Here is a 26,560-nt window from a genome sequence, read left to right on the forward strand (position 1 = left end):
AGCGGCCTACTGCTGTTCGAAATTGACGTCGTAGGGATAGGGGCGAGGCGGCTCGCTGGCTTCCCGGTAGGCTCGCTGCTCGTCGAGATCGGTCTTCTTGTCCCAGAAAATCGCCCGACCACGGCTTTGGTCTTCAAGCCACTCCGGGTGCTGGGCCAGCATCTCGCGCATAAACTTGGTGTGCTCGGATTCGTACAAGGCCATCTGGCCTACTCCCCATGAAAAAACAGCTTTAGGCGATTGCCGGAAAAGAACGTACCAGATTGCGCCGGATTTTCGGTCGGCTTCAAGGCGCGACACCAGGCGCATAGTCAAACTATGTAACTGTTGTCGTGACACAGAAGACGGGCGAAAAGACAAGCAAGATGGTAGGTTGTTTGACAGAAATCGCCTTAATCAGCGACATCGTCAAGTCAGGGATTATACGCTGGCTGCCGGTGGACTGTCAGCGACGCCCAGACGATCACGGCCCGCCGGGCGCCGCTGATCGAAGGGGCGAACCCAGAACAGCTCATGGCGACGAACGGCCTTGCGAAAGAACTCGTTCTCACCGCTGGCCGGCCATTGACGAGCGGCGAGCAGTTTCTGGATCGCGCGCCGCAAGCGTTTCTTGAACGGTAGCGATCCTTGCAGGTCGTGCTGCATGGCCAGTGCCATGGCCTTGTCGAGTTGCGTGGCGGCGCTCAGGCAGGGGCTCCACAGGGCATCGGGCGGTAGCGGCGACAGCACTGGCGGCAGGGCGACGCCCTGCCCCGCCGGACCCATTGGCCAGCGGTCGTTGTCGTGCAGGTGATTGGCGTAGAGGAGGCTGGTTGCGGGCTTCCAGGACGAGCGCTCGACCGCCAGCAGCAGCGCCTGCGCGCCGGCCACGTGGTCGGCGTGCGGATCCAGCTCGGGGTGCGGCATGACGACGACTTCGGGGCGGAAGTGCTCGAGCAGGGCAACCAGATCGGCCAGCAGATTTTTCCCGCACGGCAGGCCGTCGGCATCGGCCGGCAGAGGAAACGGATTATGCGCTCGCGCCGAGCGCACATCGGCTTCAGCCGACTCGCGTGAAGCCCACGCGCGCTCGGGTTCGGAAAGCATCGCCGGCAGTTGCAGGCAGTAGTAGCCCAACTGCACGCATCGGCTCTGCGGGACACCTCCCCAGAGGGGCACGGCCAGGCTGTCCCAGGTCCGCAAGCGCCCTTTCAGGCGTGCCGCGGCAGCCGCTTCCAGATCCAGGCAGCGATAGCGGTCGGCTTCGATCTCGCCCTGGGTCAGGGTGACGATGCTGAGCTCGGGGCCCTGGCCAGTCTGGGCGGCCCCGGCAGCACGGCTATAGAGGCCAAAAGCCGCCAGTTCGGCGTCGTCGGCGTGTGGCGCGATGAGCATCATTCGCCGTTGCGCGTAGTCGGGGTTGCCCAGCACGTAGAGGGTGGCGGTCGCCGGCAGGCGGCAGAAGCGGCCACAGATCGACAACTCGCCGCTGGCCAGTGCCGCTGCTTGCCCGGACAGGTTCAGATAGCGCCGCCCTCTGACGCCGCGCTCAAAATCCTGCCGGTCGTCGCCGAGGACAACCTGTGGGTCCAGACAGTGACCGAGCAGGGTACTGCGTAGGTGCAGCCCGAGAAGCAGCGTCTCGCCGGCCGCCAGCGGTACGCTCAACTGCACTCGCCCGTCACTCAGGGAGACGGTCTGCTGCGCCGTTTCGGCCGGGAAAGCATATTGGTAGTCGTCCTGCGGCGAATAGAACAGGTGGTCGGCAAACCAGGCTTCGTGCGCCACCCAGGCGCACAGCGACAAGAGCGGCAGCAGCCACCAGGCAAGGAAGAAACCAAGGGCGACGAGGAGTATCAGGGCTGCCAGCAGAAAGAGGCGCTTGCGCTGGCGATAGCGCTTCAACAGTTGCTGTTTTCTTGCAGTCATGGGCCTGCTGCTTCCTAAATTCGATAGGCCGGCACGCGGTGGCACCAGCGATCCTTGTACTCGCGATCAGCACGACCAAAGGAAAAGCGCAAAGGCTTGCCGAGCGCGCGCGCGTCTGCCCAGGCGCTCTGCGTATTGATGAAACTGAGCACGCTTCCGGGACTGAAGTCACGCGTTTCGGGATCGACACCGCCATTGATGTATTCGAGCGAAATCCACGCCGGAGCTTCGACGCGATAGAGAATCTGCACGGCAATGGGCTGCTCTTGGCGAAAAAGGATGGCCCCGGTCATGAATTCGCGCAGCAGCGCGAACACTTCAGCCAGATGCGCATGCCCCCTGGCCGCGAAACCCCAGCGGCGCCGGAAGAGATCGGCATACATGCTGGCCTGCTCGCGCGGCGAGAAGTCCAGCATCTGGCGCACCTGCCCGCCTGCCTCTTCGAGCAGGCGCAGCTCGCGCCGCTGGTTGTAGCGAAACTTCTTCGAGTAGTCCTCGGGAGCACGCGCCAGCGCCAAGCCTTCCGGCTGCGCCTTGAGTTCGCTGATCCGTCCGGCGTTGAGCTCGGATACGTAACGCATGCGCTGGCGTACCGGCACACAGGCCTGCGCGTCGATCGGCAAGATCACTTCGGCATTGCCCAGATCGAACAGCTCGCGCTGACCGCGTGTTTTCAGCACCTCCTTCGACAACGCGAGGTAGCGCCCCCAGCAGGGAATCGCCGCCAGCAACTCCTCGCCGGAGAAATAACCGAGGTAGCGCACCGGGATCCCCGCCAGCGCCGAGAGGCGCTCGACGACCAGCGGATGGGTGAACATGCTGCCGCCGCAGCGCTGCCAGGCGGCGGCATAAGCGGCGGCATCGATTGCTGTCCAGCCGCGCTCGCGCCAGACTCGCAGGCGATTCAACATGCGCCGGCGGAGTGTGTGCAGAAGCGGGTCATGACAGCCGGAGTCCTCGCGGTTCGCAGCGCCTGGAGGAATCTCCGGATGCTCGTGGTGGGGTGTCGTTGAACTGTGCAAACGAACCACAGCCAAGGCTGGAAGGATAAACCAATTACGACGCCGTATGCCCCGCGTTCGCGATAAGCGCAGGCTATGGCTGGCGCGATATACTTGTCGGCCTGGAGCGCACCCCAGCTCGGCGGCAAGGAGTGGCGCGTGATCAACATGGAGGACTACAACGATGTCGGCTGAACCGCGCCGCGTGCTGCAGCTTTGCCACAGCTATGGTGCGCCGTTCACGGATGTCACCTGCCAGTGGGCCAGGCTGTTCGTGGACCGGGGCTGGCGAATGACGACCGTCTACCTCACCGGCGAAGCCGACGCCGAGGTGGTGCGCAGATCAGGCGGCGACGAGGTCCTCTTTCTCGGCTTCGACTCACGGCAGGTGCGCGGCCTCAAGCTGGCTGCCCTCTGGAAACTGCGCCAGTTGCAGCACGCACAGGGTTTCTCGCTGGCCATCGCCCATCGCTTCAAGCCCATCTACGCCTGCTGCCTGGCGCTGGACATCCCGGTCATCGGCGTCCATCACGCCTATGGCGACTACCGGCGCCTGGGACGGCGCCTGTTTGCCGGTGCCTTCACCACCCGACTGGCCTTGCTGGGAGTCTCCGATGCGGTGCGCGACGACCTTCGCTCCTGCCTGCCGCGCTGGCCGGCAGAGCGCATAGGGACGCAGTACAACCACGTCGAACTGGCGGCACTACAGGCTCGGCAGCAGCCCCGGGACGAGGCGCGGCGGGCGCTCGACCTGCCACACCACGCCTACGTCTTCGGCAATGTCGGCCGCCTCCACCCGGACAAGGACCAGGCAACCCTGATCCGCGCCTTCGCCGGCCTGCAATCCGCCGACGCGCCGCTGCTGGCCATCGCCGGACACGGGCGCCTGGACGATTCGCTCAAGGCGCTGGCCGCCGAACTGGGCGTCGCCGACCGCGTGCGCTTTCTCGGCCAGGTGCCGGGCATGGACCGCTACTTCCGTGCCTTCGACAGCTTTGTCCTGAGCTCGGATCACGAGCCCTTCGGGATGGTGCTGCTGGAGGCCATGGCCGCCGAAATTCCGGTCGTCGCCACCGACTGTGGCGGCGCCCGCGAAGTAGTCGCTGCCGCCGAGTGGCGTTTTCCGCTCGGCGACACCGACACTCTGTGCACCCGCATGCATGCCGTCAGGGCCTTGCAAGAGGGCGCCCGGACGGACCTTGTCATGGCACAACTGGCACACCTCGAAGCCCATTTCTCGCTGGCCGCAGCGCGGCGCCAGTTCTGGGAGCAAGCCTGCATGCAGACCTGGAGCGAACACGATGCCAAGCTCTGAAATCCGGCGACAAAGCAGCTCGGTAGCCGGTTTTCCGGCGGACCGCAAACGCCGCAGTCAGTTAACTGCCTGCCGTAGCTCACGTTGCCGTGCGTAGTCCAGAAAGGCCTCGATCTGCTCGCTACAGAGCAAGCAGCTAAGGCTGCGTACTTCCTGCTCGGGCCAATCCCACCAAGCGGCCGCCAGCAGCGCCTGCCGCGTCGCCTCCGGAAAGCGCCAGCGAATCTGCCGCGCCGGGTTTCCCGCCACCACGGAATAGGGCGCCACGTCTTGGCTAACCACCGCACCAGCAGCGACCACCGCGCCATGCCCGATGGTGACGCCGGACAGGATGATGGAGTTGCTGCACAACCAAACGTCGCTGCCGATAAGCACATCGCCACGCGTTATCGCATATCCGCGAATCCCGGCGGCCTCGGGGATCATCGCCGGAAACGGGTAGAGACTGACCCAATCCGTACGATGATGGCCGCCCAGGAAGATTTCCACATTCTCGGCTATCGACGTGTAGCTGCCCAGCTTGAGCGTCGCGCCTTCTTGCCAGTCATGGACGACGGGGATACCGTAGGGTCCCCAGACCAATTTGATACTGCGGATAGAGCGCCCGGAACTTCGCTGGTCCACGATAGAACTTGGCTAAGCGGCGTATCGACTTGTTGGCGCGCCGCTTCAGGAATCTTGCCCAAAAGCCCATTTCGACTCAGCCCTTCGCCCATGGCAATAGGTAAAGCCTCACCAGGCCCCGCCAGGTTTTCTTCGACCAACGCTTGAAGGGAATCTGCGCCAACAGTTCACGGGCCAAGCCACGATCACGATTGGAGCACTTGAGAAACATCGAGTTGAGAAAACGGTAGCGGACCCAATCGTATTGCGGATGCTCGCCAAACACGGCATAGGTCTTGAGAATGCTATCGACCATGAAGCGGTGATTTTTGTACGAGTTGCTGGCGTGTTTACGATAACGCGCAAGCACTTCGCCAAGGCAATCGATGTAGTAGCCCGCATGGGTGATCTTCAACTCGATCAATAGATCTTCCAGCCGAATTTCAGGGTCGAAACCTCCGACTTTCAGCAAGGCCTCCTTGCGGAACATCAAAGTAGGCGCTGGCGGGTAGGGTTTGCGCTCCATGAACACGTCTTCGAAATCCAGCCGGCGAAAGGGCACGTTGCGACGCTGCCGCTTTTCCGGATACGCTCGTCCAGCGGCATCGATCAGTTCGATATTACCCGCACAGATCCCGACTTCCGGCTTGTCCCGCAGATAGGCGACCTGCTTGGCCAAGCGCTCGGCAAGCATGATGTCATCCGAACCGAAGGACACGATCAGACTGCCCTGGGCTTGCTTGATGGCCGTATTGAGGGTGTGCGTCAAACCCTGGTTCGTTTGCTCCATAAAGAAAAAACCATGCTCGGCCTGCAAACGCCGGATGCGCTCGACACTATCATCAGTGGAGCCATCATCGATAACCAGTAACTCCACATAGGGATAGGTCTGTTCCAGCACGCTGCGGATGCTCGCCTCGATATAGGGACCATGGTTATAGGAGGCGATGATGACGGTGACTAGTTCGTGATTTCTGTTCATGACGGTCGGTTAAGCTGGGCCAGCGACTCATCGACGAGTCGCAAGTACTGTTGACGGAAGCTTTCGATATCGTGGCTGGCGCATAAATAGGCGTAGGCTCGCTCGCCCCTTTCCTGAAGCTCTTGATCACTCAGCCGCAGATAATCAGCCAATGCACTGGTCAACGCATTGACGTCTCCTGGCGGCACGGCAAGACCGCCTGCGCCCTGGATCAACGGCAGCATGGCAGGCACACTGGAGGCAATCACCGGCAAGTGCCCGCTCATGCCTTCAAGCAAGGCCAGCCCCAGGCCTTCGGCGAGGGAAGGCATCGTCCAGATATCGAAGGCACGAATATATTGCAAGGCATCGGCGCGAAAGCCGAGCAGGTGAACTCGCCCCTGCAAGCCGAGCCTGTCAACCTCCGCCAGCAATCGCGGCTCTTCGCGCCCTCTTCCGATGATCGCGAGCGTCGCTCGCGGATAGATATCCTTCAACCGGGCGAAAGCCTGGAGTAGGTAAACATGCCCCTTGACGGGAACCAGACGGCCGCAGGTACCCAGCAGACGCACCTGTTGGTCGATCCCCAACAAGCGGCGCGCCTCATCGCGAGGAAGCTGCAGACCCTCTGCCTGCGCGATATCAATGGCATTGGTTATGGCCACAGTATTCTGCTGGGTAAAGCCGCATTTGCAGTCGAGCAAGTATTGCTTGACTGCCGGCGAGACGCCAACGAAGCGCCAGGCGCGGTCAATTAGAGACCTGGCCTGCAGGCGCCGGTAGTAGCGCCCGTACTCGCCAAAGCCATGGGAAATACCGATGCACAACGGCACTCGCAGCCAGCGGTTCAACTGCAAGAGCATGTTGACCGGCTTGAAGCGGTTGCAGATCACCACATCGAAGCTTTCTGCCCGGCAGAAACGATAGAGCTGCCACATGGCCTGCAAGCGCAAGCCCTTCAGTTGCGGGTCGGAAAACTCGAAATAGACCGAGCGATCTGCCCGACTCACTGGCTCGCCCTGCTGCGGCTTACCGCGAAGGAACGCGGCCACAATCTCGTAGCGTTCAGCCGGCAAGGCCTTGACAATCTGTTCGGCGAGGTCGGCGAAATCGTGCGCCTTGACGTTGTAGTCGGGCTGCAGCTGCAAGACCTTGATTCGCTTACTTATCATTATTTACGCTCGAAACCTTGGTCACTGATTGAGTAAGCGGAGATCCCAGAAAACCTCGTGGCTGCCTGCAGCCGATCGGCCGGAAGCTTTTCCGATTAGGATCTCTTTCAGACCATAAAGTGGCCATCCGGAAGCTCGCTAACCGCAGTTTGGGGCCTCTCGGACTCGCGTGCCATGGTGCCATGACCTCGTTCTTGAACGACCTCGGTGCGGCGATGATCGCCTCGTGCGCCATGGCGCGGGATCAAGCCGGTTCCATACGTTGGTTTCGTCGGCCCATGCTCCTCCAGGATGAGGAGGAACTACCGAACCATTGCCATGCCCGGTGGCCGGGCAGCGCCTCGTTTTACTATTCGCTAAGAATAGTACGATTCAATCACCGCGAACAGGTCCGCCCACCGTATGATCCTGTCACTCTCGGCAAGAAACCGCTTCCCCGTGGGCACCGCTGCCTGCCTTCAAACTGACGTTTGAGAGAACTGATCTACTTCCGCGGGCTCGCGCGAGCATGACAGCCCAACTATACCATAGGTATATGTCGGGCTGGGCCATCGTTTCTCTGGTGCAGAGCCGCATTCGTGAAAAGCCTTCGAGCAGGGTTGAAAGCAGCGCGAAACCCTGTCCGTGCCTGGAATTCACAGCTTCCACGCGGCCTGCCACAGGACAGCAGCCGACTCATTGAAAAATTCGACGCAATCGTTCTTAAGGATATAGAAAGATGCCACCCTTGGTGCTGACACGCTCACAACAAGCCTTTTCTTTCATCTGCAATTGGCTACTCCCCTTAGGTTACGTGACCTTGCTGGTAGGCTTGGTCGTGCTGCCTGATCGCAGCATCTACCACAAGTTCTTCTACGCACTGATTGTAGCTCCCGCCGCGATTGCGCTGCTCTTGCGACCAGCAACGCTAAGGGTGTTGTTGCGCGAACCCATCGTCATTCTTTTCCTGGCCTTCGCTACTTGGGCGCTGCTCAGCGTCACCTGGTCAGGCGCCGACACCTCAATCGGCAGCATGCTGAAAAAGCCTCTGTACGTTCTACTGCTATTTGCCGCTTGCTCTTTGCTAAGCCTTCAAGCCAGTAAGCGACTAGAACAGAGCACACTTGTCAGCGCCTTGCTGATGATTCCGCTGACGATGTACTCGCTGGGCACATTCGCCATTGCTTGGACCCCTGGCGAGAGACTGGTTGGTCCAGGCGCATTGGACAACCCTCTGCTTAGCTCACATATTTTCGGTTTCTTTTGCACCCTTTGGCTCGCTTTGGGCATCACCTTGCCGCGACGCCAGGCCTGCCTGGCGATCGCTCTGGCCATGATTTTCGGAGGCGCTCTGCTAGCAACAGGTTCGCGCTCTCCGCTCATCGCCACGGCATTGGTCTTCGCTTGGCTAGCCGTCGCCTGCTGGAACAAGCGTTCGATCATACTCGTAGCGGCGGGCCTATCAGCCTTGCTGGCTTTGCTCCTGCTGCATCCCGATGCACTCCTGAGTCGCGGCACTTCCTATCGCCTTGAAATCTGGCAGCAGGCCCTGGCAAAGATCAGCCAGCACCCTTGGCTGGGCTTCGGGGTCGGCGCCTCCCTGGCCATTGACATCAAGGATTTCGCAGTGCCGTTCAGTGAACCACATAGTTTCGCTCTTGGCATTCTGTACTACACGGGCATCATCGGCTTGTCTCTGTGGCTGGCCCTCAACGCGGTGGCTCTCAGTCTTTGCTGGCGCCAAAGACACCGTCTGGGCTTCCTGGTTGGCGGCGCGCTCCTGATCTATGGTGCTGGCGCTGGACTGGCGGAAGGTGGCTGGATCCTGTCCAGACCAAAAGAGCACTGGTTTTTGACGTGGATCCCGCTAGCGCTGATCGCAGCCTTCAACATCGCCGCTCGCCAAGCCGAAGAGACGCGGAGGTGACTGACGCGTGGTTGCAGAACGAACTCAGCGCCGTGTCGGCTGGTGCAATAGTCCTCAATAACCATCAGCGGCAATCAAGAGTTCTGCGCTTTGAGAGCACGCCCCGCCCACCGTCGACGCTCACGCCGCAGTAACGGCGGCGGCATCGAGTGACGGGTAGTCGATGTAGCCTTTCGCCCCTCCCTTGTAGATCGTCGTCGAGTTCCAGGGCGCCAGGGGCGCCCCGATGCGCAAACGCTGGACGAGATCCGGGTTGGCGATGAAGTGCCTGCCGAAGGCGATCAGATCGCCACTCCCGGCACGCAACGCCGCTTCTGCGCGTTCGTGATCGAAGCCTCCGCAAAGAATCATCGTGCCCGGAAAGCAGGCGCGAAGGTGCGGCAGAAGATCGCCCTGTCGATCGTGGATCCAGCTTCCTTCCTGGTCATAGACGTGCAGATGCCCGACCCGCAAGAGCTTCAGCCGCGTTGCGAGATAGCCATAGCTGACCAGGGGATCCGGATCGGGCTGCATCTCGTGCGCGGTACCCAGTGGCGAGATACGCACACCGACGCGTGCGCTGCCGATCGCCGCCGCGACGGCTTGCACCGTCTCCAGCAGGAAGCGCCAGCGATTGGACAGCGAGCCACCGTACTCGTCGGCACGGTCGTTCACGTAGGGGCAGCGGAACTGATCGAACAAATAGCCGTTCGCGGCGTGAATCTCGACGCCGTCGAAGCCCGCGGCGACGGCATTGTGGGCAGCGCGAACGAAGTCGGCGATGATCAGCCGCACCTCCTCGGTCGCCAATCCGCGCGGCGCCTCGCAGGGCACCATCACCGGCTCGGCGCCGCCGTTAAGGATCGGCACCCGGTCACTGTGCAGGCCGATTCCAGTCGGCCCAACCGGCGGGGAGCGGTCCGCGCGCAAGCTGCTATGGCCGACGCGCCCGACGTGCCAGAGTTGCAGATAGATGCGGCCACCGGCATGGTGCACCGCTTTGGTCACCTTGCGCCAACCGGCGACCTGCGCGCCGCTGTAAATTCCAGGCGTGCGGGCGCAACCACGAGCCTGCGGCGAAACCGGCGTCCCCTCGGCAATGATCAAGCCGGCGGAGGCGCGCTGGGAATAGTATCTGGCGGTCATCGCTGGCGGCGCGAGCTGCCAGTCGGTCGCACGGTTACGGTTCATTGGCGCCATGACGACGCGGTTCGCCAACAGCTGACCGCCGAGCGAATGACGAGAAAACAGTTTTCTAAACATCGTTTGCCTACCTCCGTTGATGGCTGGGCATATCGGCAACAAAGCAATTCTCGTGCCGTCAACCATCATTTCTACTACAAATTATTCAGGGTGATACGTCAGCAGTGCTGGTTCGCCACTGCGGCGAGTGCAGCATGGGGGCTACAGGTTTCGAATTTGTGGCAGCGGCAAGCGCTGCCCGGGAGACGCGCCAGCAGCCGGCGCACCACACACGCTGGACACGCAGAAAAATGCTGTGACTCCGGCACCGGGAGAGCGCGACCCACGCTCAAGAGCGCCCTGTGGCACGCGACCAGGGAGAAAGTTTCGTCAACTCCGAGAACTTCTGGCGCCGCTTCCGGCCGCGTGACGCTGGCTACGCAGGCAGCCGGCTAGCTCCCCTCGCACTTCGGATCGCGGCTGAGCAGTTTGTCGACCACCGATGCGGCCGGTTCATCGCGATAGAGGATGGCGTAAACCGCCTGCGTGATCGGCATCTCTATCGCCAGTTGGCTCGCCAGGCGAGCCACTTCGCGCGTCGTGCTGACGCCCTCGGCAACGTGACCGAGGTCGTGGAGTATCTGCGACAGCGTCTTGCCGGCGGCGAGTTCGAGGCCCACCCGCCGATTGCGCGACAAAGCGCCGGTACAGGTAAGGATCAGATCACCCATCCCGGCCAGCCCCATGAAAGTCTGCGCCTGTCCGCCGAGAGCCACGCCAAAGCGCGCTATTTCCGCGAGTCCACGCGTAATCAGGGCGGCGCGAGCATTGAGACCGAGGCCGAGACCATCACAGACGCCGGTGGCGATGGCCATGATGTTTTTCACCGCTCCGCCGATTTCAACACCGGGCAAATCGTCGTTGGCATAGATGCGAAAGCGGGAGCTATGCAAGGCCAAAGCCGTCTGCTGGCCGAAAACGATGTCGTTGGCCGCCAGGGTCACCGCCGTCGGCAGGCCGCGCACCACCTCGTCGGCAAAGCTCGGGCCCGACAAGGCTCCGCACAAGCGCTGCGGGCCGAGAACTTCGGCGACGATCTGGTGCGGAAGCAAGGCCGTTTCGGCTTCCAGGCCCTTGCACGCCCAGATCAGCGGGCTGGCCACAGCGGCATCACGCAAGCAACAAAGCGTTGCTCGTAGACCAGCGATCGGCGTCGCTATTAACAATAGGTCGGCATCGCCCACGGCCGCCTCAAAATCCTCCCCAATACCCAAGGCCTCGGGAAAGCGGTGGCCTGGAAGATAGCGCGTGTTTTCGCGCTTGTCGCGCAGGCTGCGCCGCACTTCCAACTCGCGCGCCCACAGCGTCACAGCATGCTGATCACTGAAAGCAGCAGCCAACGCGCTACCCCAGGCGCCAGCGCCCAGTACCGTCAACTTCATGTGTTCACAGACCCCAGATCTGATCGGCGCGGACGTAGCCTGACGCTCCGTCGCGATGGCGAACCTTGACCCAGCCGCCGGCTACGCCTTCGAGGTAATCGAGGGCGACATTCTTCTCGGCTTCGAAGACCATGGCCGCGGCTTCGTCGGCGCTTTGCCGGATTTGCGCACGTGGCGCGGTTACAACCACCGAATGTCGCATAGCGAGGTGCTTGCTCTCGATCCAGGCCATGCTGCCCTCTGAATCGCGTACCTTCGCCCAGCCTTCGAGGTGGACGACCAGTTCGACCGGTGTATCGCGCTGGATGACGAAGAGCTTTTTGCCTCGTGGCGAAGGAGCGTCGTAGAGTACCGCTGCCGTGGCGACGGTGCGAAACTCGACCGCCAAGGCCGGCGCTGCAAGGCCTACCGCGAGCAACACGGTCAGCGATCGCTTCATCGCCGAGACCTTCTCGCTTCTGGCGACCGCTTGCTCCTTACTGAATGGTCGCGTCGCCAGGCTCAGTAGCCTGCGGCGCATTTTTCGCCGCCTCCTCCTGCTGGCTCTGGAGGCGAGACATGTAAAGCGCCTCGAAATTGACCGGCTGCAGCATGACTGGCGCAAAACCGGCGCGGGTCACGGCGTCGGAAACGACTTCGCGAGAATAGGGGTAGAGAATATTGGGGCAGGCAATCGACAGCAAGGGCTCCATATTTTCGCTCGGCACGTTCTGAACACGGAAGATTCCCGCCTGGCCGACTTCGACGAGAAAGACAGTCTTCTCGCCGATCTTGGACGTCACTGTGGCCGTCAAAGTGACCTCAAAAAGCCCTTCGCCGATACCCTGCGCCTTGGTCTGCAACTGGATGTTGATCGTCGGCGTCTCGCGGTCGAGATAGATCTGAGGCGCATTCGGCACTTCGACCGAGAGATCCTTGACGTAGATCTTCTCAATGGCAAAGACGGGGTTCGGGGTTTCTTGTTCGGTCATGGTTCTTTTGCGCCTATGGTTGGGGATTGAAAACAATTGTGGGGAAGTTCACGCTCACTCGGTGAGCCGCTGTCAGGCAGCGTCACCCGCCAGCAGGGGTAACAACTTGCCCGCTCGATCGAAAGCAAGGAGATCGTCGAAACCGCCGACGTGCGTCTCACCGATGTAGATCTGCGGAACGGTACGCCTGGCGGTCCGCTCGAGCATCTCGCTACGGCGCTGGGGATCAAGATCGATGCGGATCTTGTCGATCGTGGCGACGCCTCTGGCGAGCAGCAGTTGCTCGGCACGAACGCAAAAGGGGCAAACGCCGGTGGAATACATCAACACCCGCTGCGCGCCGCTCACTTCCGCGAACCCTTTTTCAGCGGCAGGCCGGCTTCGGCCCACGCGGCAACGCCCCCCTCCAGGGAATGCAGCCTGGAGAAACCGAGCTTGGCCAGCTTGGCGCAGGCGGCAGATGAGCGGGCGCCAGATTGACAGATCAGAATCACCGGCGTGTCCTTGAACTGTGCCAGTTCCTCGATACGTTCATCGAGCGATCCGACAGGAATATTGCGCGCGTCGACCGGGTGCCCGGTAACGTACTCATTCGCTTCACGGATGTCCAGCAACTGCGCATTCTCGCGGTTGATCAACATCGTTGCCTGGGTTGTGGTCACCGATCGCGAGCCGCCCGGTCGATACACCGTAAGTACGAGTAGCAGCGTGCCGCTGACCACAGCGACAGCCACCAGAAGAAGGTTCTGCTGAATGAATTCCAATCGAAACTCCAGAAATTGACGCGAAAAATTGCGAAAAACCAGACCACATCCGGAACAAGGCCCTAGCCCACCCACGCCCCAGGACCGACGCGCAGCGCGCACGCACCCTTACGGCGCTTGCCTAATCGCCGCAGAACACCTCGCGCATCATGCCAATCAACTGCAGGGTGCGCGCGTCGCCAACGCGATAGTAAACGCGGTTGGCGTCCTTGCGCGCCAGCAGAACGCCCTTTTCGCGCAGAATGGCAAGATGCTGGGAAATGTTGCTTTGCGAAGTACCTACGGCGTCGACGATCTCTTGTACACAGGCATCCTGATCGCCGATCACACACAGGATCTTGAGGCGCAAGGGATGCGATATCGATTTGAGCGCACGTGCCGCCTGTTCGATATGCTCCTGCTTGTCGATGATGCTGGTCCGGATAGGCACGTTACGCCAGAGTCGCCGTTTATCATATAATCGCCGATTATAGAACAAAACCCCCCGCCAAGGTGGGCTCCGCACGCCTTGCACGTGAGCGTAGAATACCGTGCTTGCCGGCCTCTCGAAGTGCTGGTCCAGCGGTCTAGCGGCCCCACCCTCCCAGCCCTCTCCAGCCAATCCACGTTTCTGCCAGGCGTGCGCCGTTCATTGACCGAAACCACCGCCATTACTTTCGACGCCGCAACGCCGGACCACACTGCGGCCAAGGCCTGCCTTGCCGTGCTGCGGCCTGGGGTGCGTGCCAACACACCGCTTTCGGCAGCAGGAGCTCGAGCGGCCCGCGGCGAGTACGGGCGCCGGCTGGCCCTGGCCTTGCTCGCCAGCGCACTGCTGGCAGCAACTTCCGCCGCTGCCAGCGACAAGGATGGGGTGGATTCCGATGCGCCCTCAACAAGTGCCGTCGCCGAAAAACAGGGTGACCTGAAGTCCTTGCGCAGCCAGATCGAAGCCCTGCGCCGGGAGATGGTCGCGGCCGAAAGCTCACGCAAGGAATCGGCGGATCAGCTCAAGGACGTCGACCGAGCGATTTCATCGACCCAGCGCGATCTGCACCTGCTGAAGGAGCAGATCGGCACGCGGCAGAGTACCCTCAAGGACCTTGACGGACAGTCGAAAGCGCTCGAACAGGAGCTCAGCCTGCAGCAGCAACAGCTCGAAAAGCTGCTCTACCGGCAGTACCTGCGTGGCAACCCGGATGCGCTGCAACTGTTTCTCAATGGGGACGACCCCTATCAGCTGGCGCGCGATCTGTACTATCTGGAAGCGATTGGGCGAGCACGCAGCCAACTCCTGCTGGAGATCGAGTCCGGCCTGCAGCGTCAGAAAGCGCTCGCCACCGAAACCCGGGAACAGGCGGCACAACTGGCTGCCGCGCAAGATAAACAGGGCGACGAACACACCAAGCTGCTGGCGCAGCGGGCGCAACGCAAGACGACACTGGACGCCCTGTCGGCACAGATTGCGACGCAGCGGCACGAAATTGGCAAGCTTCAAGGTGACGAGCAGGGCCTGACAAAGCTCATCGATCGCTTGTCGAAAATCATCGCGGCCAGAGCGGCCGAAGCACGCCGGGAAGCGCAGCGCAAGGAAGAGCAACGCCGGCAAGCAGAGCGCCGCGACGCGGAAAGACGAGAAGCCGAGCGCGAGGCAGCCGAACGACGCGCACGAGCCCTGGCGCAACAGGAACTCGCGCGCCAGGAGGCGCAACGCACAGCCCGGCAACAGCAGCCGGCCCAGCCGGACGCTGGCACGGGCAAGGAACAAGCGTTGGCGAGCAAACCGCCGCGCCCCGAAACACCTCGAGAGTTGGCGCCGACGCCCCCTCCGCCCCCCCCTCCCGCGGCTGCCCGGGCAATTCCCCCGCCAGCGCGCCAGCAGGCGCCACGTGAAGCCTCGCCAACCGAAGCTTTCGTGGGCAACCTGGCACAAATGAAGGGCTCTCTGCCCCTGCCAACCAGGGGCTCGGTGACCAATAGCTTTGGTAGCGCACGCCAGGAAGGCAGTACCTGGAAGGGACTGTTCATCCGTGCGGCGACAGGCAGCGAAGTGCGCAGTATCGCCGCTGGCCGCGTCGTCTTTGCCGAATGGATGCGCGGTTTCGGCAATCTGCTGATCGTCGACCACGGCCGCGATTACCTGTCGGTCTACGCCAATAACGATTCCCTGCTGAAACAGGTCGGCGACGATGTCCGCGGCAGCGAGAGCATAGCCACGGTCGGCAACACCGGTGGCAACCCGGAATCCGGTTTATACTTTGAAATCCGCCATGACGGGAAGCCGCTTGACCCGCTGGCATGGGTCAAGCGCAAATGAGGCACGCACGGAGTGAAAGAATGAGTATGTGGAAACAGGCCGGGCTGCTTTGCGCCGGAGTTCTTGGTGGCGTTCTGATCACTCTCCAGTTTTCGGCGCTGGCCGAAAAGGAGACTCGCACGAGTCTGCCTGTGGAAGAGTTGCGCACCTTCGCGGAGGTCTTCAATGCCATCAAGAAGGGCTATGTCGAACCGGTCGGCGACAAGGCGCTGATCACGCACGCGATCAGCGGCATGCTCTCCAACCTGGACCCGCACTCGACCTACCTCGATGCCGACGCCTTCAAGGACTTGCAGGTCGGTACGCAAGGCGAGTTCGGCGGTATCGGTATCGAAGTCGGCATGGAAGACGGCCTGGTCAAGGTGGTGTCACCGATCGAGGACACTCCCGCAGATCGCGCCGGCGTGAAACCGGGAGACCTTATTTTCAAGATCGACGATACGCTGGTCAAAGGGCTGACCCTCACCGAAGCGGTCAAGCGCATGCGCGGCAAGCCGCAGTCGCAGATCAGACTGTCGATCCTGCGCAAAGGCGAGAGCAAACCGATAGAAGTCGCGCTGACCCGCGAAGTAATCAAGGTGCAGAGCGTCAAGTCGAAACGGCTCGACGACGGCTACGGCTATCTACGCGTCACCTCTTTCCAGGAAAATACCGGTGCGGCGGTGGTCAAGCACCTCCAGGACCTGGCCAAACCTGGACCCATGAAGGGGCTGGTTCTCGACCTGCGCAACGATCCGGGCGGCCTGTTGAATAGTGCCGTAGGCGTATCGGCGGCCTTCCTGCCGCCGGATTCCTTGATTACCTCGACCGATGGACGTGCCCCCGACGCCAAGCACGAGTTCCACGCCTCGCCGGCAGACTATCTGCGCGGCAGCCGCAACGATTACATCAAGCGGCTGCCTGCCGAAGCGCGCACAGTACCGATGGTGGTGCTGGTCAATGGTGGCTCGGCTTCGGCGTCCGAAATCGTCGCCGGCGCGCTGCAGGATTACAAACGTGCGATCGTCATGGGAACGACCAGCTTCGGCAAGGGCTCGGTGCAGACCGTTCTGCCCCTGCCCGGAAACACCGCCATCAAGCTGACGACGGCACGCTACTTCACGCCTTTGGGGCGTTCGATCCAGGCCAAAGGCATCAGCCCCGACATTGTCGTCGAGGAAACGGCCAATGGCGGCTCGCGGCAGCGCTTGCGCGAAGCCAACCTTGATCACCACCTCGAAAACAACACCCAGCCGGGGACCGAGGCCGCGAAGCCGGAAGTGCCCGCCAAACCGTCAGGCAAGGCGCCGCTACCCGCGCAGCCGAAGCCCGACGAAGCGAAGGACAGCGACCAGGACGAAGGCGACGAGACGGCCGAGCTGCCGAACCGCGAACTGGCTTCGAAAAAGGACTACCAGCTGACCCAGGCGCTGAATTTGCTCAAGGGTATGCAGATCATCCGCAGCAAACCCTGAACCTTTCTCTCGGGGGGAGGCGCACGTGAAACGACCGGCCGCGACGAGCTACAAGACAGCACCGATCCGCAAGGAACGCAATATCCTGTTTGCCAAGTTCCCCCCGGACCAGGTGCCCGAGGCCTCCGAATTCCTCGCCCAGATCGAGCAGCTGGAGGTCGAGCGACGTGAGCAGCAGCGCGCTGTTGGCGTCGCCTACGATCTTCACCAGCACTCCCTGGAAGAGCTCGAAGCCAGCCTTGAGGACAAGGGCTACCACCTCGACAATACCTTGATGAGCAAAATGATGCGGGCGCTGATCTACTACGTCGAGGAAACGCAGCTACATAACCTCGAAGCGCCTGAGCGACCGCGGAAACACTCGCAGTCGCAAGCCTACACGCACGCCTGGGAACGCCACCCACACGGGGATCATGACGATACGCCGCCCGAGTGGCGCGAGTACAAGTAATCGCCGCATTCAGAACGCTCAGAGCAGTCAGAACATGCGCCGCACTTGCAGGAAGAGGCCAGGGCCCGCCCGATGAACGACGAGCAGTTGCTTCGCTATAGCCGCCACATCCTGCTCGACGAGATCGGCATCGAAGGACAGCAACGCCTGGTCAACGCCAAGGCGCTGATTGTCGGTGCTGGCGGCCTGGGCTCTCCGGCCGCCCTCTATCTCGCCGCCGCCGGCCTGGGCCACATTACCCTCGCCGACGGCGACCAGGTTGACCTCACCAATCTGCAGCGCCAGATCCTGCATACTCAGGAGCGCATCGGCCAGCCCAAAGCCTGCTCAGGACGGGTCGCGCTGGCGCACATCAATCCCGAAGTGCAGGTCAAGGCGATCAACAGCCGTCTTGCTGGCGAAGCGCTGGCGGCGCGGGTCGCCGACGCCGACGTGGTGCTCGATTGCTGCGACAACTTCGCCACCCGCCACGCCGTCAATCGGGAGTGCGTCCGACAGCGCACGCCACTGGTTTCCGGCGCGGCGATCCGTTTCGCCGGCCAACTCGCGGTCTTCGACAGTCGCCACCCGGACACGCCCTGCTATAGCTGCCTGTTCCCGGAAGGCGACGACGTCGAGGAGGAGCGCTGCGCGGTGATGGGTGTCTTCGCACCGCTCACTGGCATCATTGGTGCCATGCAGGCGGCCGAAGCACTGAAACTGATCGCCGGCGCCGGCGACGTCATCCTTGGCCGTCTGTGGCTGCTCGACGGCTTGTCAATGGAATGGCGCAGCGTGAACTTCAGCAAGGATCCCCAGTGTTCGGTCTGTGCGTCCGACAGCGTCAGGCAAAGCGTGCCAGCAGGCGCAGGTCCGGGCCGACCAGGCGCAGGTCGCGAATGAGCAGTCTGCGCTTGCCGGCCAAAGACTCCAGCGCCGGCAGATCGAACATCCCGCGCGCCGCGTCGCCGACCAGACAGGGTGCCAGGTAGAGCAGAAGTTCATCGACCAAGCCGGCACCGAGTAGCGAGCCGCCGAGGCGGAACCCTGCTTCGGCGTGCACTTCGTTGATGCCGCGGCAGGCAAGTTCAGCGAGCAAGGCGAGCAGATCGACCCGCCCGTCCGGCCCAGGCAGGAGCAGCACCTCGGCGCCGACTTGCCGGAGAGCCGCGATCCGCGCGACATCGCCAATGGCCGCAGCAACCAGGACGGCACCGCCGCGTAGCAGTCTGGCGTCCAGCGGCAGTTCAAGCCGGCTATCGACGACCACTTTCAGCGGCTGGCGTAAATCGCTGCGCAGCCCTTCCAGCCCACGCACATTGAGCTGTGGGTCATCGTGACGGACCGTGCCAATGCCGGTAAGCATGGCGCAGGCGCGCGCGCGCCAGCGATGCCCGTCCTGACGGGCGTCCGCACCGGTCAGCCACTGGCTGGCGCCGTTGTGCAGTGCGGTCTTGCCGTCGAGACTGGCGGCGACCTTCATGCGCAACCAGGGTCGCGCACGGGTCATGCGAGCGACGAAACCAATGTTGAGTTCCCGAGCTTCGGCGGCCAGCAAGCCCTCCTCGGCAAGCACCCCGGCAGCGCGCAGGCCAGCCAACCCCTGCCCGGCGACGAGTGGATTGGGATCGGACATGGCGGCAACGACGCGGCGCACACCCGCCGCCAACAGCGCGTCGGTGCACGGCGGCGTGCGACCCTGATGACTGCAGGGCTCAAGCGTCACGTAGACGGTCGCCCCGCGCGCACGTTCAGCGGCAGCGCGCAGAGCATGCACTTCGGCGTGCTCCTCGCCGGCGCGCAAATGCCAGCCTTCGCCGACGACCTGGCCATTACTGACGATGACGCAACCGACACGCGGATTGGGGGTCGTGGACTGCAGACCCAACTCGGCCAGGCGCAGCGCCCGCGCCATCATTTCGTGATCGGCGGCGCTGAAACCCTGCGCCATCAGCGACCGAGTTTCTGTGGCGAGCGAGAGACTTCGCGAATCAGCTTGGAGAACTCGTCTACGTCCTCGAAATTACGATAGACCGAAGCGAAGCGAACGTAGGCCACCTTGTCGAGTTTCTTCAATTCGAGCATAACCATTTCGCCGACTTTCTCCGAAGCCAGTTCACGCTCACCGAGGGCCAGCAGTTTCCCCTCGATGCGCGCAATCGCCGCCTCGACCGCCTCGGTGCCGACCGGTCTCTTGCGCAAGGCCAGGCGGAGACTGGCGGCCAGCTTCTCGGCGTCGAAATTGACTCGCGAGCCGTTCTTCTTGATCACCTGCGGCATGCGCAACTCGGCACGCTCGTAAGTCGTGAACCGCTTGTCGCATTTCAGACAACGCCGGCGGCGGCGGACGAGGTCACCATCGTCATTGATACGGGTATCAGCGACGGTTGTTTCGTCAGCACCGCAGAACGGGCACTTCATCCGGCCGTCCCGCCATAGACCGGGAACTTCTTGCACAGCGCCGCACCGTCGGCGCGCACTCTGGCCAGCACCTTTTCGTCACCAGGCGCATCGAGCACGTCGGCGATCATGTGGCCAACCAGCTCGGATTCGATCTCGGTGAAACCACGCGTGGTCATCGCCGGCGAACCGATGCGAATACCGGAAGTCACGAAGGGCTTCTGCGGATCGTTCGGGATGGCGTTCTTGTTGACCGTGATGTGTGCCGCACCCAGGGCTGCCTCGGCTTCCTTGCCAGTGATGTTCTTGGCCCGCAGGTCAACCAGGAAGACGTGCGACTCGGTACGGCCCGAGACGATACGCATGCCACGCTCTTCCGACAGTACCCGCGACAGAACCCGGGCGTTGGCCAGCACCTGCTCCTGGTATTTGGCAAAGCTGGGCTTCAGCGCCTCTTTGAAAGCCACCGCCTTGGCAGCGATCACATGCATCAGCGGGCCCCCCTGCAAACCCGGGAAAACCGCCGAGTTGATCGCTTTTTCGTGCTCGGCCTTCATCAGAATGACGCCGCCGCGCGGGCCACGCAGGGTCTTGTGCGTGGTCGAAGTCACCACATCGGCGTGCGGAACCGGATTCGGATAGCAATCGGCGGCGATCAGACCGGCGTAATGCGCCATGTCGACCATGAAGATCGCACCAATTTCCCTGGCTACACGGGAAAAGCGCTCGAAATCGATGCGCAGCGAGTAGGCCGAGGCACCGGCGATCAGGATCCGCGGCTTGTGCTCGCGAGCCAGCGCTTCCATCTTCGCGTAATCGATGGCTTCATGCTTGTCGAGGCCGTAGGCCACGACGTTGAACCACTTGCCGGACATATTCAGCGGCATGCCGTGCGTCAGGTGACCACCTTCGGCCAGGCTCATGCCCATGATCGTATCGCCCGGCTTGGCGAAAGCCATCAGAACCGCCTGATTGGCCTGCGACCCGGAATTCGGCTGGACGTTGGCGGCTTCGGCAGAGAACAGCTTTTTCAGGCGCGCGATCGCCAGTTGCTCGGCGACATCGACGTGCTCGCAGCCGCCGTAGTAGCGCTTGCCCGGATAGCCTTCGGCGTATTTGTTGGTCAACTGCGAGCCCTGCGCGGCCATCACCGCGTGACTGACGTAGTTCTCCGAAGCGATCAGCTCGATATGCGCTTCCTGACGCCGATTCTCGTTTTCGATCGCCTGCCAGATTTCGGGATCCACTTTCGCCAGTGTGTCGTTAGCCGAAAACATCGTACGCCTCTCAAGCCTTGAAAAAGAAGGGGATTATAGCATGCGCCAGAGCTCTGACCGGGGCCGGAAATCAGCCGCGGCGGACGGGAACAACGCGTTGGCGGTAGTTGATAGACAGCGCGCCGAGCAAAGGATGCTCGCGCAGACGCTCGGCGAACTCACGCTCCGCCGTGCTCACCACGGCCGCGTCTACAAGTGCCTCGTACGGCAGAAATACCTCGGCTTCGACACGGCCATTGAGGTAGTGCAGGACCACACGCTGCGGTTTCGGCAGGTTCGCCAGCACCGGCGCCAGGAAACCCATCAACTCGCTGCGGTCGGGCATGCGCTGGCTCTTGCCGTCGTGGTCCTCGTCGTCTTCGACATCGACATGTACCAGCACGTCGGAGACCGTGGGGTGACTATCGAGCACCCGCTTGCGCGTCGCCTCGGCAATGCGATGCCCCTCCGAGACGCTGATCCTCGGATTGACGCAGACATGCGCATCGACTAGCGAGCGGTGCGCCATGCGCCGAGTGCGCAATTCATGCAGGCTGCCCACTCCCTGGGTGTCGATGATCACCTGGCGAATACTGGCGACCTCCTCGACCGACAGCCCGGTGTCGATCAGTTCCTGCAGCGCCTCCCAGGAAAACACCACCCCCATGCGCACGATCATGAAACCGACGATCACCGCGGCCACGGAATCGGCAAAGACGAAGCCCAGCAGATTGCCGCCAATCCCGACCGCCACCACCAGCGAGGAAGCGGCGTCCGAACGCGCGTGCCAGGCATTGGCGATCAGCATCGGCGAGCGCAGGCGTTGACCGACATGCCGCATGTAGCGAAACAGGCCTTCTTTGGCGACCAGCGCAAGAAGCGCCGTCCACAGCGCCAGCGGCGCCACTGGCGGCAGGCTGGCGAGGTCCTGCAACTTGACGCCGGCGCTCCAGATGATGGCGCCACCGGTGGCCGCGAGAATCGCCCCCAGGCCAAACGACGCCGCGGTCTCGATGCGCGCGTGACCGTAAGGGTGACTCTCGTCAGCCGGATCCTTGCTGTGATGGGCGGCGAAAAGCACCAGGAAGTCGCAAACGAGATCGGACAGCGAATGCATGCCATCGGCGACCAGCGCTTGCGAGTTGGCGACGATACCGGCGACGACCTGCGCCGCCGTCAGCAGCACGTTGACCACCACGCTGATCCACGTGCAGCGCTGGGTCAGCGCATACCGTCCCGGGTCATCGAAGGAAATTTCCGGGCTTGCCTTAGTGTTGCTCATGCTTTGGGTCACTCTGTAAGGAAGGGTTTGTCATATTTTATCGCCATCACCAGGAAAGGGATCGGTCGACAGTCCTGCAAGCTTCGCCCTTGCCCCGCGCGTCGAGGCAGCGACAGGACGCCGGGCGGTGAGCGGTGTCTAGCCGTCGCCCATTGATGGCTCCTTCGTGGCATGAACGACAGACTACCGACGCCTGCTTACGCCTGCCTTAGCGATTTTCGCCTTCTTTGCTGCCGCGCCACTACATCACGCGGCAGCAGCCGTGCCAGTGGGCGACCGCCGATTACTGGGTCAACGCGAGATACGCAAGCTCTGTCACACCGGTCGGCAGGTCGCCCTGATCAGCACGGAGCACAAATCCGGCATAGGGCTCTTGGCGGACACCCGGCGATCCGCCGTGGCCCGCCCTGTCGACTGCGAGCCTGCGGCCTGAGAGAACTGAGCCCGCTCAGCGCCCCAGCGAGTTCACCACTTGCGAAAAAGTGTGTGCGACTTCTTCTGTTGTCGACTCACCGCCCAGCTGACGCTCGATCTGATGCAGGAAGAAGGCACCGCAGAGGATATGGTTGTCGCTTTCGTCGTGCTCGACGACCAGACAGCTGGGTGTACCCAGTTGCTTGAGCGTGGCCACGACCTGGCCGACCTTTGCCCCTTCAAGATCCCGCAGATGCACGACCTCGGCGTCGTCGTGCTTGTTGATCATTACGTTGCCGACCACCAACTCGCCAGGGCGAATTCCCATCGCATGCGCTGTCGCCAGCGGCCGGTGTCCCTTGGTGCAGGCCTCGGTGACAATGCCCAGCAACTGCCGCTGCTCGTCGCCGACCAGCAAATAGTGCACGTCGCACAAGGTCATCAGCCGGTTGGCCTCGTCAAGTGCGGCGTCGCGCGCAATGGTGGCCGGCGCAAAGCGACGAAAATCGGTCATCACTGCAAGTGCCGGGGAATCAGCGCCAACCCGCGCCCCGACGACAGCCTTCGGCAGGTAACACGGAACACCTCTCCTGAGCCGGGTCCAGGATAGAGGCTTGAAATGACTATCTAACATGTCGTGACTCCCAGTGGGTGACGGTAGGAGAATTAAAGCACCTGCCTTTCCTTCATGGCAAGTGCAATTCGGCTGCCTCGGCCGCTCGCCGACGTTGAGCGCCACGGCCGACGCAGCAGGGGCCAGCGCCCTCGCTAACGTCAGACGCCCCCTCTCAATGCCGTAACGGAGCGACGCCAGACGAAGCCAGAATTGCGTCCAGCGAGTCTTGAAGGTAGTATCCATACCGCACGCCGTACGCTTGACTTAGTCCTGTCAGCCCGATTTTGCCGCGCTGCAATCCCGGTTGCTCCCGTCTGGCTCTCCATCGCTCGCCATTTCTGGCGATGGCAATGTACCGCTGCCTGGCAGGGGTCCTTACACTAACTTCGCAGCTTCCTTTACCGTTCCCAGAATGATTCCCGGCCTACTCAAAAAGATTTTCGGCAGCCGCAATGATCGGCTGATCAAGCAGTATTCGCGGGCTGTCCGCAAGATCAACGCGCTCGAGGAAGGTATCAGTGCGTTGTCCGATGAAGAGCTGCGCGGCAAGACGGTCGAATTCAAGGAACGCGTGGCCAAGGGCGAGACGCTGGACGCGCTCCTTCCGGAAGCCTTCGCGGTCGTGCGCGAAGCCGGCAAACGGGCCCTCGGCATGCGGCACTTCGACGTGCAACTGATCGGCGGCATGGTCCTGCACGACGGCAAGATTGCCGAAATGCGCACCGGCGAAGGCAAGACTCTGGTCGCCACGCTGGCTGCCTACCTGAATGCCCTGGCCGGCAAGGGCGTCCACATCGTGACGGTCAACGACTATCTGGCCAACCGCGACGCGGAATGGATGGGACGCCTGCATCGCTTTCTGGGTCTTTCGGTCGGCGTCAACCTGTCGCAGATGCAGCACGAAGACAAACAGGCCGCCTACGCTGCGGACATCACCTACGGCACCAATAACGAGTTCGGCTTCGACTACCTGCGCGACAACATGGTCTACACGACCGGCGAACGCGTACAACGCAAGCTCAGCTTCGCGATTGTCGACGAAGTCGACTCGATCCTGATCGATGAAGCGCGCACGCCGCTGATCATTTCGGGACAAGCCGAAGACCACACCGATCTTTACGTACGCATGAACGCGATCGCGCCGATGCTCGAGCGCTGCAAGGAAGAAAATGGTCCCGGCGACTACTGGGTCGACGAGAAAGGTCATCAGATCCTGATGACCGAGGCCGGTCACGAGCACGCCGAAGAGATGCTCGCTGCTGCCGGCCTGCTTCCCGACGGCGGCAGTCTCTACGACGCCAGCAATATCCTGATGATTCACCACCTCTACGCCGCCTTGCGCGCACACAACCTGTTCCTCAAGGATCAGCAGTACGTGGTGCAGAACGGCGAGGTGATCATCGTCGACGAGTTCACCGGTCGCCTGATGTCCGGCCGCCGCTGGTCCGAGGGCCTGCACCAGGCGGTCGAGGCCAAGGAAGGCGTGAAGATCCAGAACGAGAATCAGACGCTGGCGTCGATTACCTTCCAGAACTACTTCCGCATGTACAGCAAGCTGTCGGGGATGACCGGCACAGCCGACACCGAGGCCTATGAGTTTCAGCAGATCTATGGCCTGGAAACGGTGGTCATCCCGCCCAACAAGCCGATGCGGCGGACCGACAACAACGATCAAGTCTTCCGTACCGCGCAGGAGAAACATGCGGCCATCGTCGCCGATATCCGCAGCTGTCGCGAGCGCGGACAGCCGGTACTGGTCGGCACGACGTCGATCGAGAATTCCGAATTGCTCTCGGCGCTGCTCGACCACGAGAAACTGCCGCACCAGGTACTCAACGCCAAGCAACACGCGCGTGAGGCCGAGATCGTCATCCAAGCCGGCCGCCCGGGCATCATCACCATCGCCACCAACATGGCTGGTCGCGGCACCGACATCGTTCTCGGTGGCAGCATCGAAAAGCAGATCAGCGAGATCCGCGACGGCGAAAACCTCGCTGCCGACGAGCGCGATCAGCGCATCGCCGAAATCCGTGGCGAGTGGCAGGTGCTGCACGACCAGGTGGTGGCGTCCGGAGGATTGCACATCATCGGCTCGGAACGACACGAGTCGCGCCGCATCGACAACCAGCTGCGCGGCCGTTCCGGCCGCCAGGGCGACCCGGGCTCCTCACGCTTTTACCTGGCCCTTGACGATTCCTTGCTGCGCATCTTTGCCGGTGATCGCCTGAAAGCGATCATGGAGCGACTGAAGATGCCCGAAGGCGAGCCGATCGAGCATCCGCTGGTCTCACGCTCACTGGAATCGGCACAACGCAAGGTCGAAGCGCGCAACTTCGACATTCGCAAACAGCTGCTCGAGTACGACGACGTCTCCAACGATCAACGCAAGGTCATCTACGCGCAGCGCAACGACTTGCTCGAGAGCGAAGACATCTCGGAAACGGTCACCGCGATGCGTGCGGCGGTGTTGCAGGAGAATTTCCGGCGGCACGTACCGACCGACAGCGTCGATGAGCAATGGGACCTGCCCGGGCTGGAAAACACGCTCGCCGCCGACCTGCAGCTAGCGCTGCCGATTGTCGCCTGGTCAAGCGACGAGCCCAACTTACGCGACGAAGAAATGCTCGAGCGAATGCTCGACGCGGCGACGGCCAGCTATTCCGCCAAGGTCGATCTGGTCGGCGCCGAGATGTTTCACCAGTTCGAACGCAACGTCATGCTGCAGAGCCTGGACACACACTGGCGCGAGCACCTGGCAGCACTTGATCACCTGCGCCAGGGAATTCATCTGCGTGGCTACGCACAGAAAAACCCCAAACAAGAGTACAAGCGCGAAGCCTTCGAACTTTTTGAGAGCTTGCTCGACAGCGTACGCGCCGACGTGACACGAATCTTGATGACCGTTCAGATTCGCCCGCAGGATGTCGAGGAAAGCGCTCCGCATGCCGAAGTACAGAACGTCCAGTATCAGCACCTCGGCTACGACGAAGCGCAGGGGAGCGACGATCAAGGACCTCCGGCGGCAGCCATGAAACCGCTGCAGGCCGGGCCAAAAGTCGGCCGTAACGACCCCTGCCCCTGCGGCTCTGGCAAGAAGTACAAAGTCTGTCACGGCAAGTTGTCGTAAGCGCCGCTGCCACCACAAAACCCAATTGCATGGCGGCGAGAATAACCGCCCACGTGCGCCGCTGGCGCCCGCTGCCGAAGC

At 62.2% G+C, this 26,560-nt stretch carries 24 protein-coding genes and 1 pseudogene; 7 read left to right on the forward strand and 18 right to left on the reverse strand.

Annotated features, from left to right (window positions below):
* Positions 1-6: 6 nt before the first annotated feature.
* The 3 genes from QZ648_RS19660 to QZ648_RS19670 form a co-directional block, all read right to left on the reverse strand.
* Complete coding sequence (locus tag QZ648_RS19660) at positions 7-204, reverse strand: DUF3460 family protein (protein WP_169065397.1); 198 nt, start codon at positions 202-204, stop codon at positions 7-9.
* 216 nt (positions 205-420) lie between these two features.
* Positions 421-1,908 (reverse strand): PIG-L family deacetylase, encoded by a 1,488-nt coding sequence (locus QZ648_RS19665; RefSeq protein ID WP_291998049.1) that lies wholly within the window; start codon positions 1,906-1,908, stop codon positions 421-423.
* A gap of 14 nt (positions 1,909-1,922) precedes the next feature.
* Positions 1,923-2,819 (reverse strand): GNAT family N-acetyltransferase, encoded by an 897-nt coding sequence (locus QZ648_RS19670; RefSeq protein WP_169065395.1) that lies wholly within the window; start codon positions 2,817-2,819, stop codon positions 1,923-1,925.
* A 274-nt stretch (positions 2,820-3,093) separates the two neighbouring features.
* Here QZ648_RS19670 and QZ648_RS19675 point away from each other — a divergent pair, with 274 nt between their 5' ends.
* Entirely contained in the window at positions 3,094-4,224 is a 1,131-nt protein-coding gene (locus QZ648_RS19675) for a glycosyltransferase (protein WP_291998050.1), read from the forward strand.
* A 57-nt stretch (positions 4,225-4,281) separates the two neighbouring features.
* Here the strand turns inward: QZ648_RS19675 and QZ648_RS19680 are convergent.
* From QZ648_RS19680 to QZ648_RS19690, 3 genes and pseudogenes are all read right to left on the reverse strand, one after another.
* Positions 4,282-4,918, reverse strand: a pseudogene (locus tag QZ648_RS19680) (CatB-related O-acetyltransferase).
* 6 nt (positions 4,919-4,924) lie between these two features.
* The gene (locus QZ648_RS19685) at positions 4,925-5,809 is read right to left on the reverse strand and encodes a glycosyltransferase (protein ID WP_169065392.1); all 885 of its coding nucleotides are present in this window, start codon (positions 5,807-5,809) and stop codon (positions 4,925-4,927) included.
* Complete coding sequence (locus QZ648_RS19690) at positions 5,806-6,957, reverse strand: glycosyltransferase family 4 protein (RefSeq protein ID WP_169065418.1); 1,152 nt, start codon at positions 6,955-6,957, stop codon at positions 5,806-5,808. Before QZ648_RS19690 ends, QZ648_RS19685 begins: the two co-directional genes overlap by 4 nt.
* Before the next feature lie 721 nt (positions 6,958-7,678).
* On the opposite strand from QZ648_RS19690, the gene QZ648_RS19695 reads away from it, so the two are divergent.
* Positions 7,679-8,866 carry an O-antigen ligase family protein gene (locus QZ648_RS19695; protein ID WP_291998051.1) on the forward strand — a complete coding sequence of 396 codons (1,188 nt, stop codon included), beginning with the start codon at positions 7,679-7,681 and terminating at the stop codon, positions 8,864-8,866.
* Between the two features lie 120 nt (positions 8,867-8,986).
* Here the strand turns inward: QZ648_RS19695 and QZ648_RS19700 are convergent, their stop codons facing one another.
* The 7 genes from QZ648_RS19700 to QZ648_RS19730 form a co-directional block, all read right to left on the reverse strand.
* The gene (locus QZ648_RS19700; RefSeq protein WP_169065390.1) at positions 8,987-10,108 is read right to left on the reverse strand and encodes an alkene reductase; all 1,122 of its coding nucleotides are present in this window, start codon (positions 10,106-10,108) and stop codon (positions 8,987-8,989) included.
* A gap of 371 nt (positions 10,109-10,479) precedes the next feature.
* The gene (locus tag QZ648_RS19705) at positions 10,480-11,469 is read right to left on the reverse strand and encodes an NAD(P)H-dependent glycerol-3-phosphate dehydrogenase (RefSeq protein ID WP_291998052.1); all 990 of its coding nucleotides are present in this window, start codon (positions 11,467-11,469) and stop codon (positions 10,480-10,482) included.
* 4 nt (positions 11,470-11,473) lie between these two features.
* Positions 11,474-11,989 carry an SH3 domain-containing protein gene (locus QZ648_RS19710; protein WP_248595219.1) on the reverse strand — a complete coding sequence of 172 codons (516 nt, stop codon included), beginning with the start codon at positions 11,987-11,989 and terminating at the stop codon, positions 11,474-11,476.
* Positions 11,946-12,440 carry a protein-export chaperone SecB gene (gene secB / locus QZ648_RS19715; RefSeq protein ID WP_169065388.1) on the reverse strand — a complete coding sequence of 165 codons (495 nt, stop codon included), beginning with the start codon at positions 12,438-12,440 and terminating at the stop codon, positions 11,946-11,948. The genes QZ648_RS19710 and secB overlap by 44 nt, the downstream gene beginning before the upstream one ends.
* A 72-nt stretch (positions 12,441-12,512) precedes the next feature.
* Entirely contained in the window at positions 12,513-12,764 is a 252-nt protein-coding gene (gene grxC, locus QZ648_RS19720) for a glutaredoxin 3 (RefSeq protein WP_169065416.1), read from the reverse strand.
* Between the two features lie 20 nt (positions 12,765-12,784).
* Positions 12,785-13,204: a rhodanese-like domain-containing protein gene (locus QZ648_RS19725; protein ID WP_169065387.1), complete on the reverse strand. Its 420-nt coding sequence runs from the start codon at positions 13,202-13,204 to the stop codon at positions 12,785-12,787.
* Positions 13,205-13,325: 121 nt separating this feature from the next.
* The gene (locus QZ648_RS19730) at positions 13,326-13,634 is read right to left on the reverse strand and encodes a metalloregulator ArsR/SmtB family transcription factor (protein WP_042335199.1); all 309 of its coding nucleotides are present in this window, start codon (positions 13,632-13,634) and stop codon (positions 13,326-13,328) included.
* Between the two features lie 201 nt (positions 13,635-13,835).
* Between QZ648_RS19730 and QZ648_RS19735 the strand changes: the two genes are divergently transcribed.
* The 4 genes from QZ648_RS19735 (at position 13,836) to moeB (ending at position 18,287) form a co-directional block, all read left to right on the forward strand.
* On the forward strand, positions 13,836-15,500 hold the full coding sequence (locus tag QZ648_RS19735) for a peptidoglycan DD-metalloendopeptidase family protein (RefSeq protein WP_291998053.1): 1,665 nt from the start codon (positions 13,836-13,838) through the stop codon (positions 15,498-15,500).
* Positions 15,501-15,520: 20 nt separating this feature from the next.
* Positions 15,521-16,954 carry a S41 family peptidase gene (locus QZ648_RS19740; RefSeq protein ID WP_291998054.1) on the forward strand — a complete coding sequence of 478 codons (1,434 nt, stop codon included), beginning with the start codon at positions 15,521-15,523 and terminating at the stop codon, positions 16,952-16,954.
* 25 nt (positions 16,955-16,979) lie between these two features.
* Entirely contained in the window at positions 16,980-17,405 is a 426-nt protein-coding gene (locus QZ648_RS19745) for a hypothetical protein (protein ID WP_169065385.1), read from the forward strand.
* A gap of 72 nt (positions 17,406-17,477) precedes the next feature.
* A complete protein-coding gene (moeB, locus tag QZ648_RS19750) occupies positions 17,478-18,287 on the forward strand; it encodes a molybdopterin-synthase adenylyltransferase MoeB (RefSeq protein ID WP_169065384.1) in 810 nt (269 codons plus the stop codon).
* On the opposite strand, the gene ribD is transcribed toward moeB, so the two are convergent.
* The 5 genes from ribD to QZ648_RS19775 all read right to left on the reverse strand — a co-directional run bounded on the left by ribD (position 18,229) and on the right by QZ648_RS19775 (position 23,370).
* Positions 18,229-19,335 carry a bifunctional diaminohydroxyphosphoribosylaminopyrimidine deaminase/5-amino-6-(5-phosphoribosylamino)uracil reductase RibD gene (ribD, locus tag QZ648_RS19755; protein ID WP_291998055.1) on the reverse strand — a complete coding sequence of 369 codons (1,107 nt, stop codon included), beginning with the start codon at positions 19,333-19,335 and terminating at the stop codon, positions 18,229-18,231. The two genes, moeB and ribD, sit on opposite strands and share 59 nt — an antisense overlap.
* A complete protein-coding gene (nrdR, locus tag QZ648_RS19760; RefSeq protein WP_169065383.1) occupies positions 19,335-19,805 on the reverse strand; it encodes a transcriptional regulator NrdR in 471 nt (156 codons plus the stop codon). Before nrdR ends, ribD begins: the two co-directional genes overlap by 1 nt.
* Positions 19,802-21,061 (reverse strand): serine hydroxymethyltransferase, encoded by a 1,260-nt coding sequence (gene glyA, locus QZ648_RS19765; RefSeq protein ID WP_291998056.1) that lies wholly within the window; start codon positions 21,059-21,061, stop codon positions 19,802-19,804. Before glyA ends, nrdR begins: the two co-directional genes overlap by 4 nt.
* A 70-nt stretch (positions 21,062-21,131) precedes the next feature.
* On the reverse strand, positions 21,132-22,322 hold the full coding sequence (locus QZ648_RS19770) for a cation diffusion facilitator family transporter (RefSeq protein ID WP_291998057.1): 1,191 nt from the start codon (positions 22,320-22,322) through the stop codon (positions 21,132-21,134).
* Between the two features lie 448 nt (positions 22,323-22,770).
* Positions 22,771-23,370, reverse strand: coding sequence for a CBS domain-containing protein (locus QZ648_RS19775; protein ID WP_291998058.1), 600 nt, complete (start codon positions 23,368-23,370; stop codon positions 22,771-22,773).
* A gap of 394 nt (positions 23,371-23,764) precedes the next feature.
* On the opposite strand from QZ648_RS19775, the gene secA reads away from it, so the two are divergent.
* On the forward strand, positions 23,765-26,479 hold the full coding sequence (gene secA / locus QZ648_RS19780) for a preprotein translocase subunit SecA (protein WP_169065380.1): 2,715 nt from the start codon (positions 23,765-23,767) through the stop codon (positions 26,477-26,479).
* Positions 26,480-26,560: the final 81 nt, after the last annotated feature.

Origin of the sequence: Candidatus Accumulibacter sp. ACC012 (genome assembly GCF_907163155.1) — a bacterium.
Lineage (GTDB): Bacteria > Pseudomonadota > Gammaproteobacteria > Burkholderiales > Rhodocyclaceae > Accumulibacter > Accumulibacter delftensis.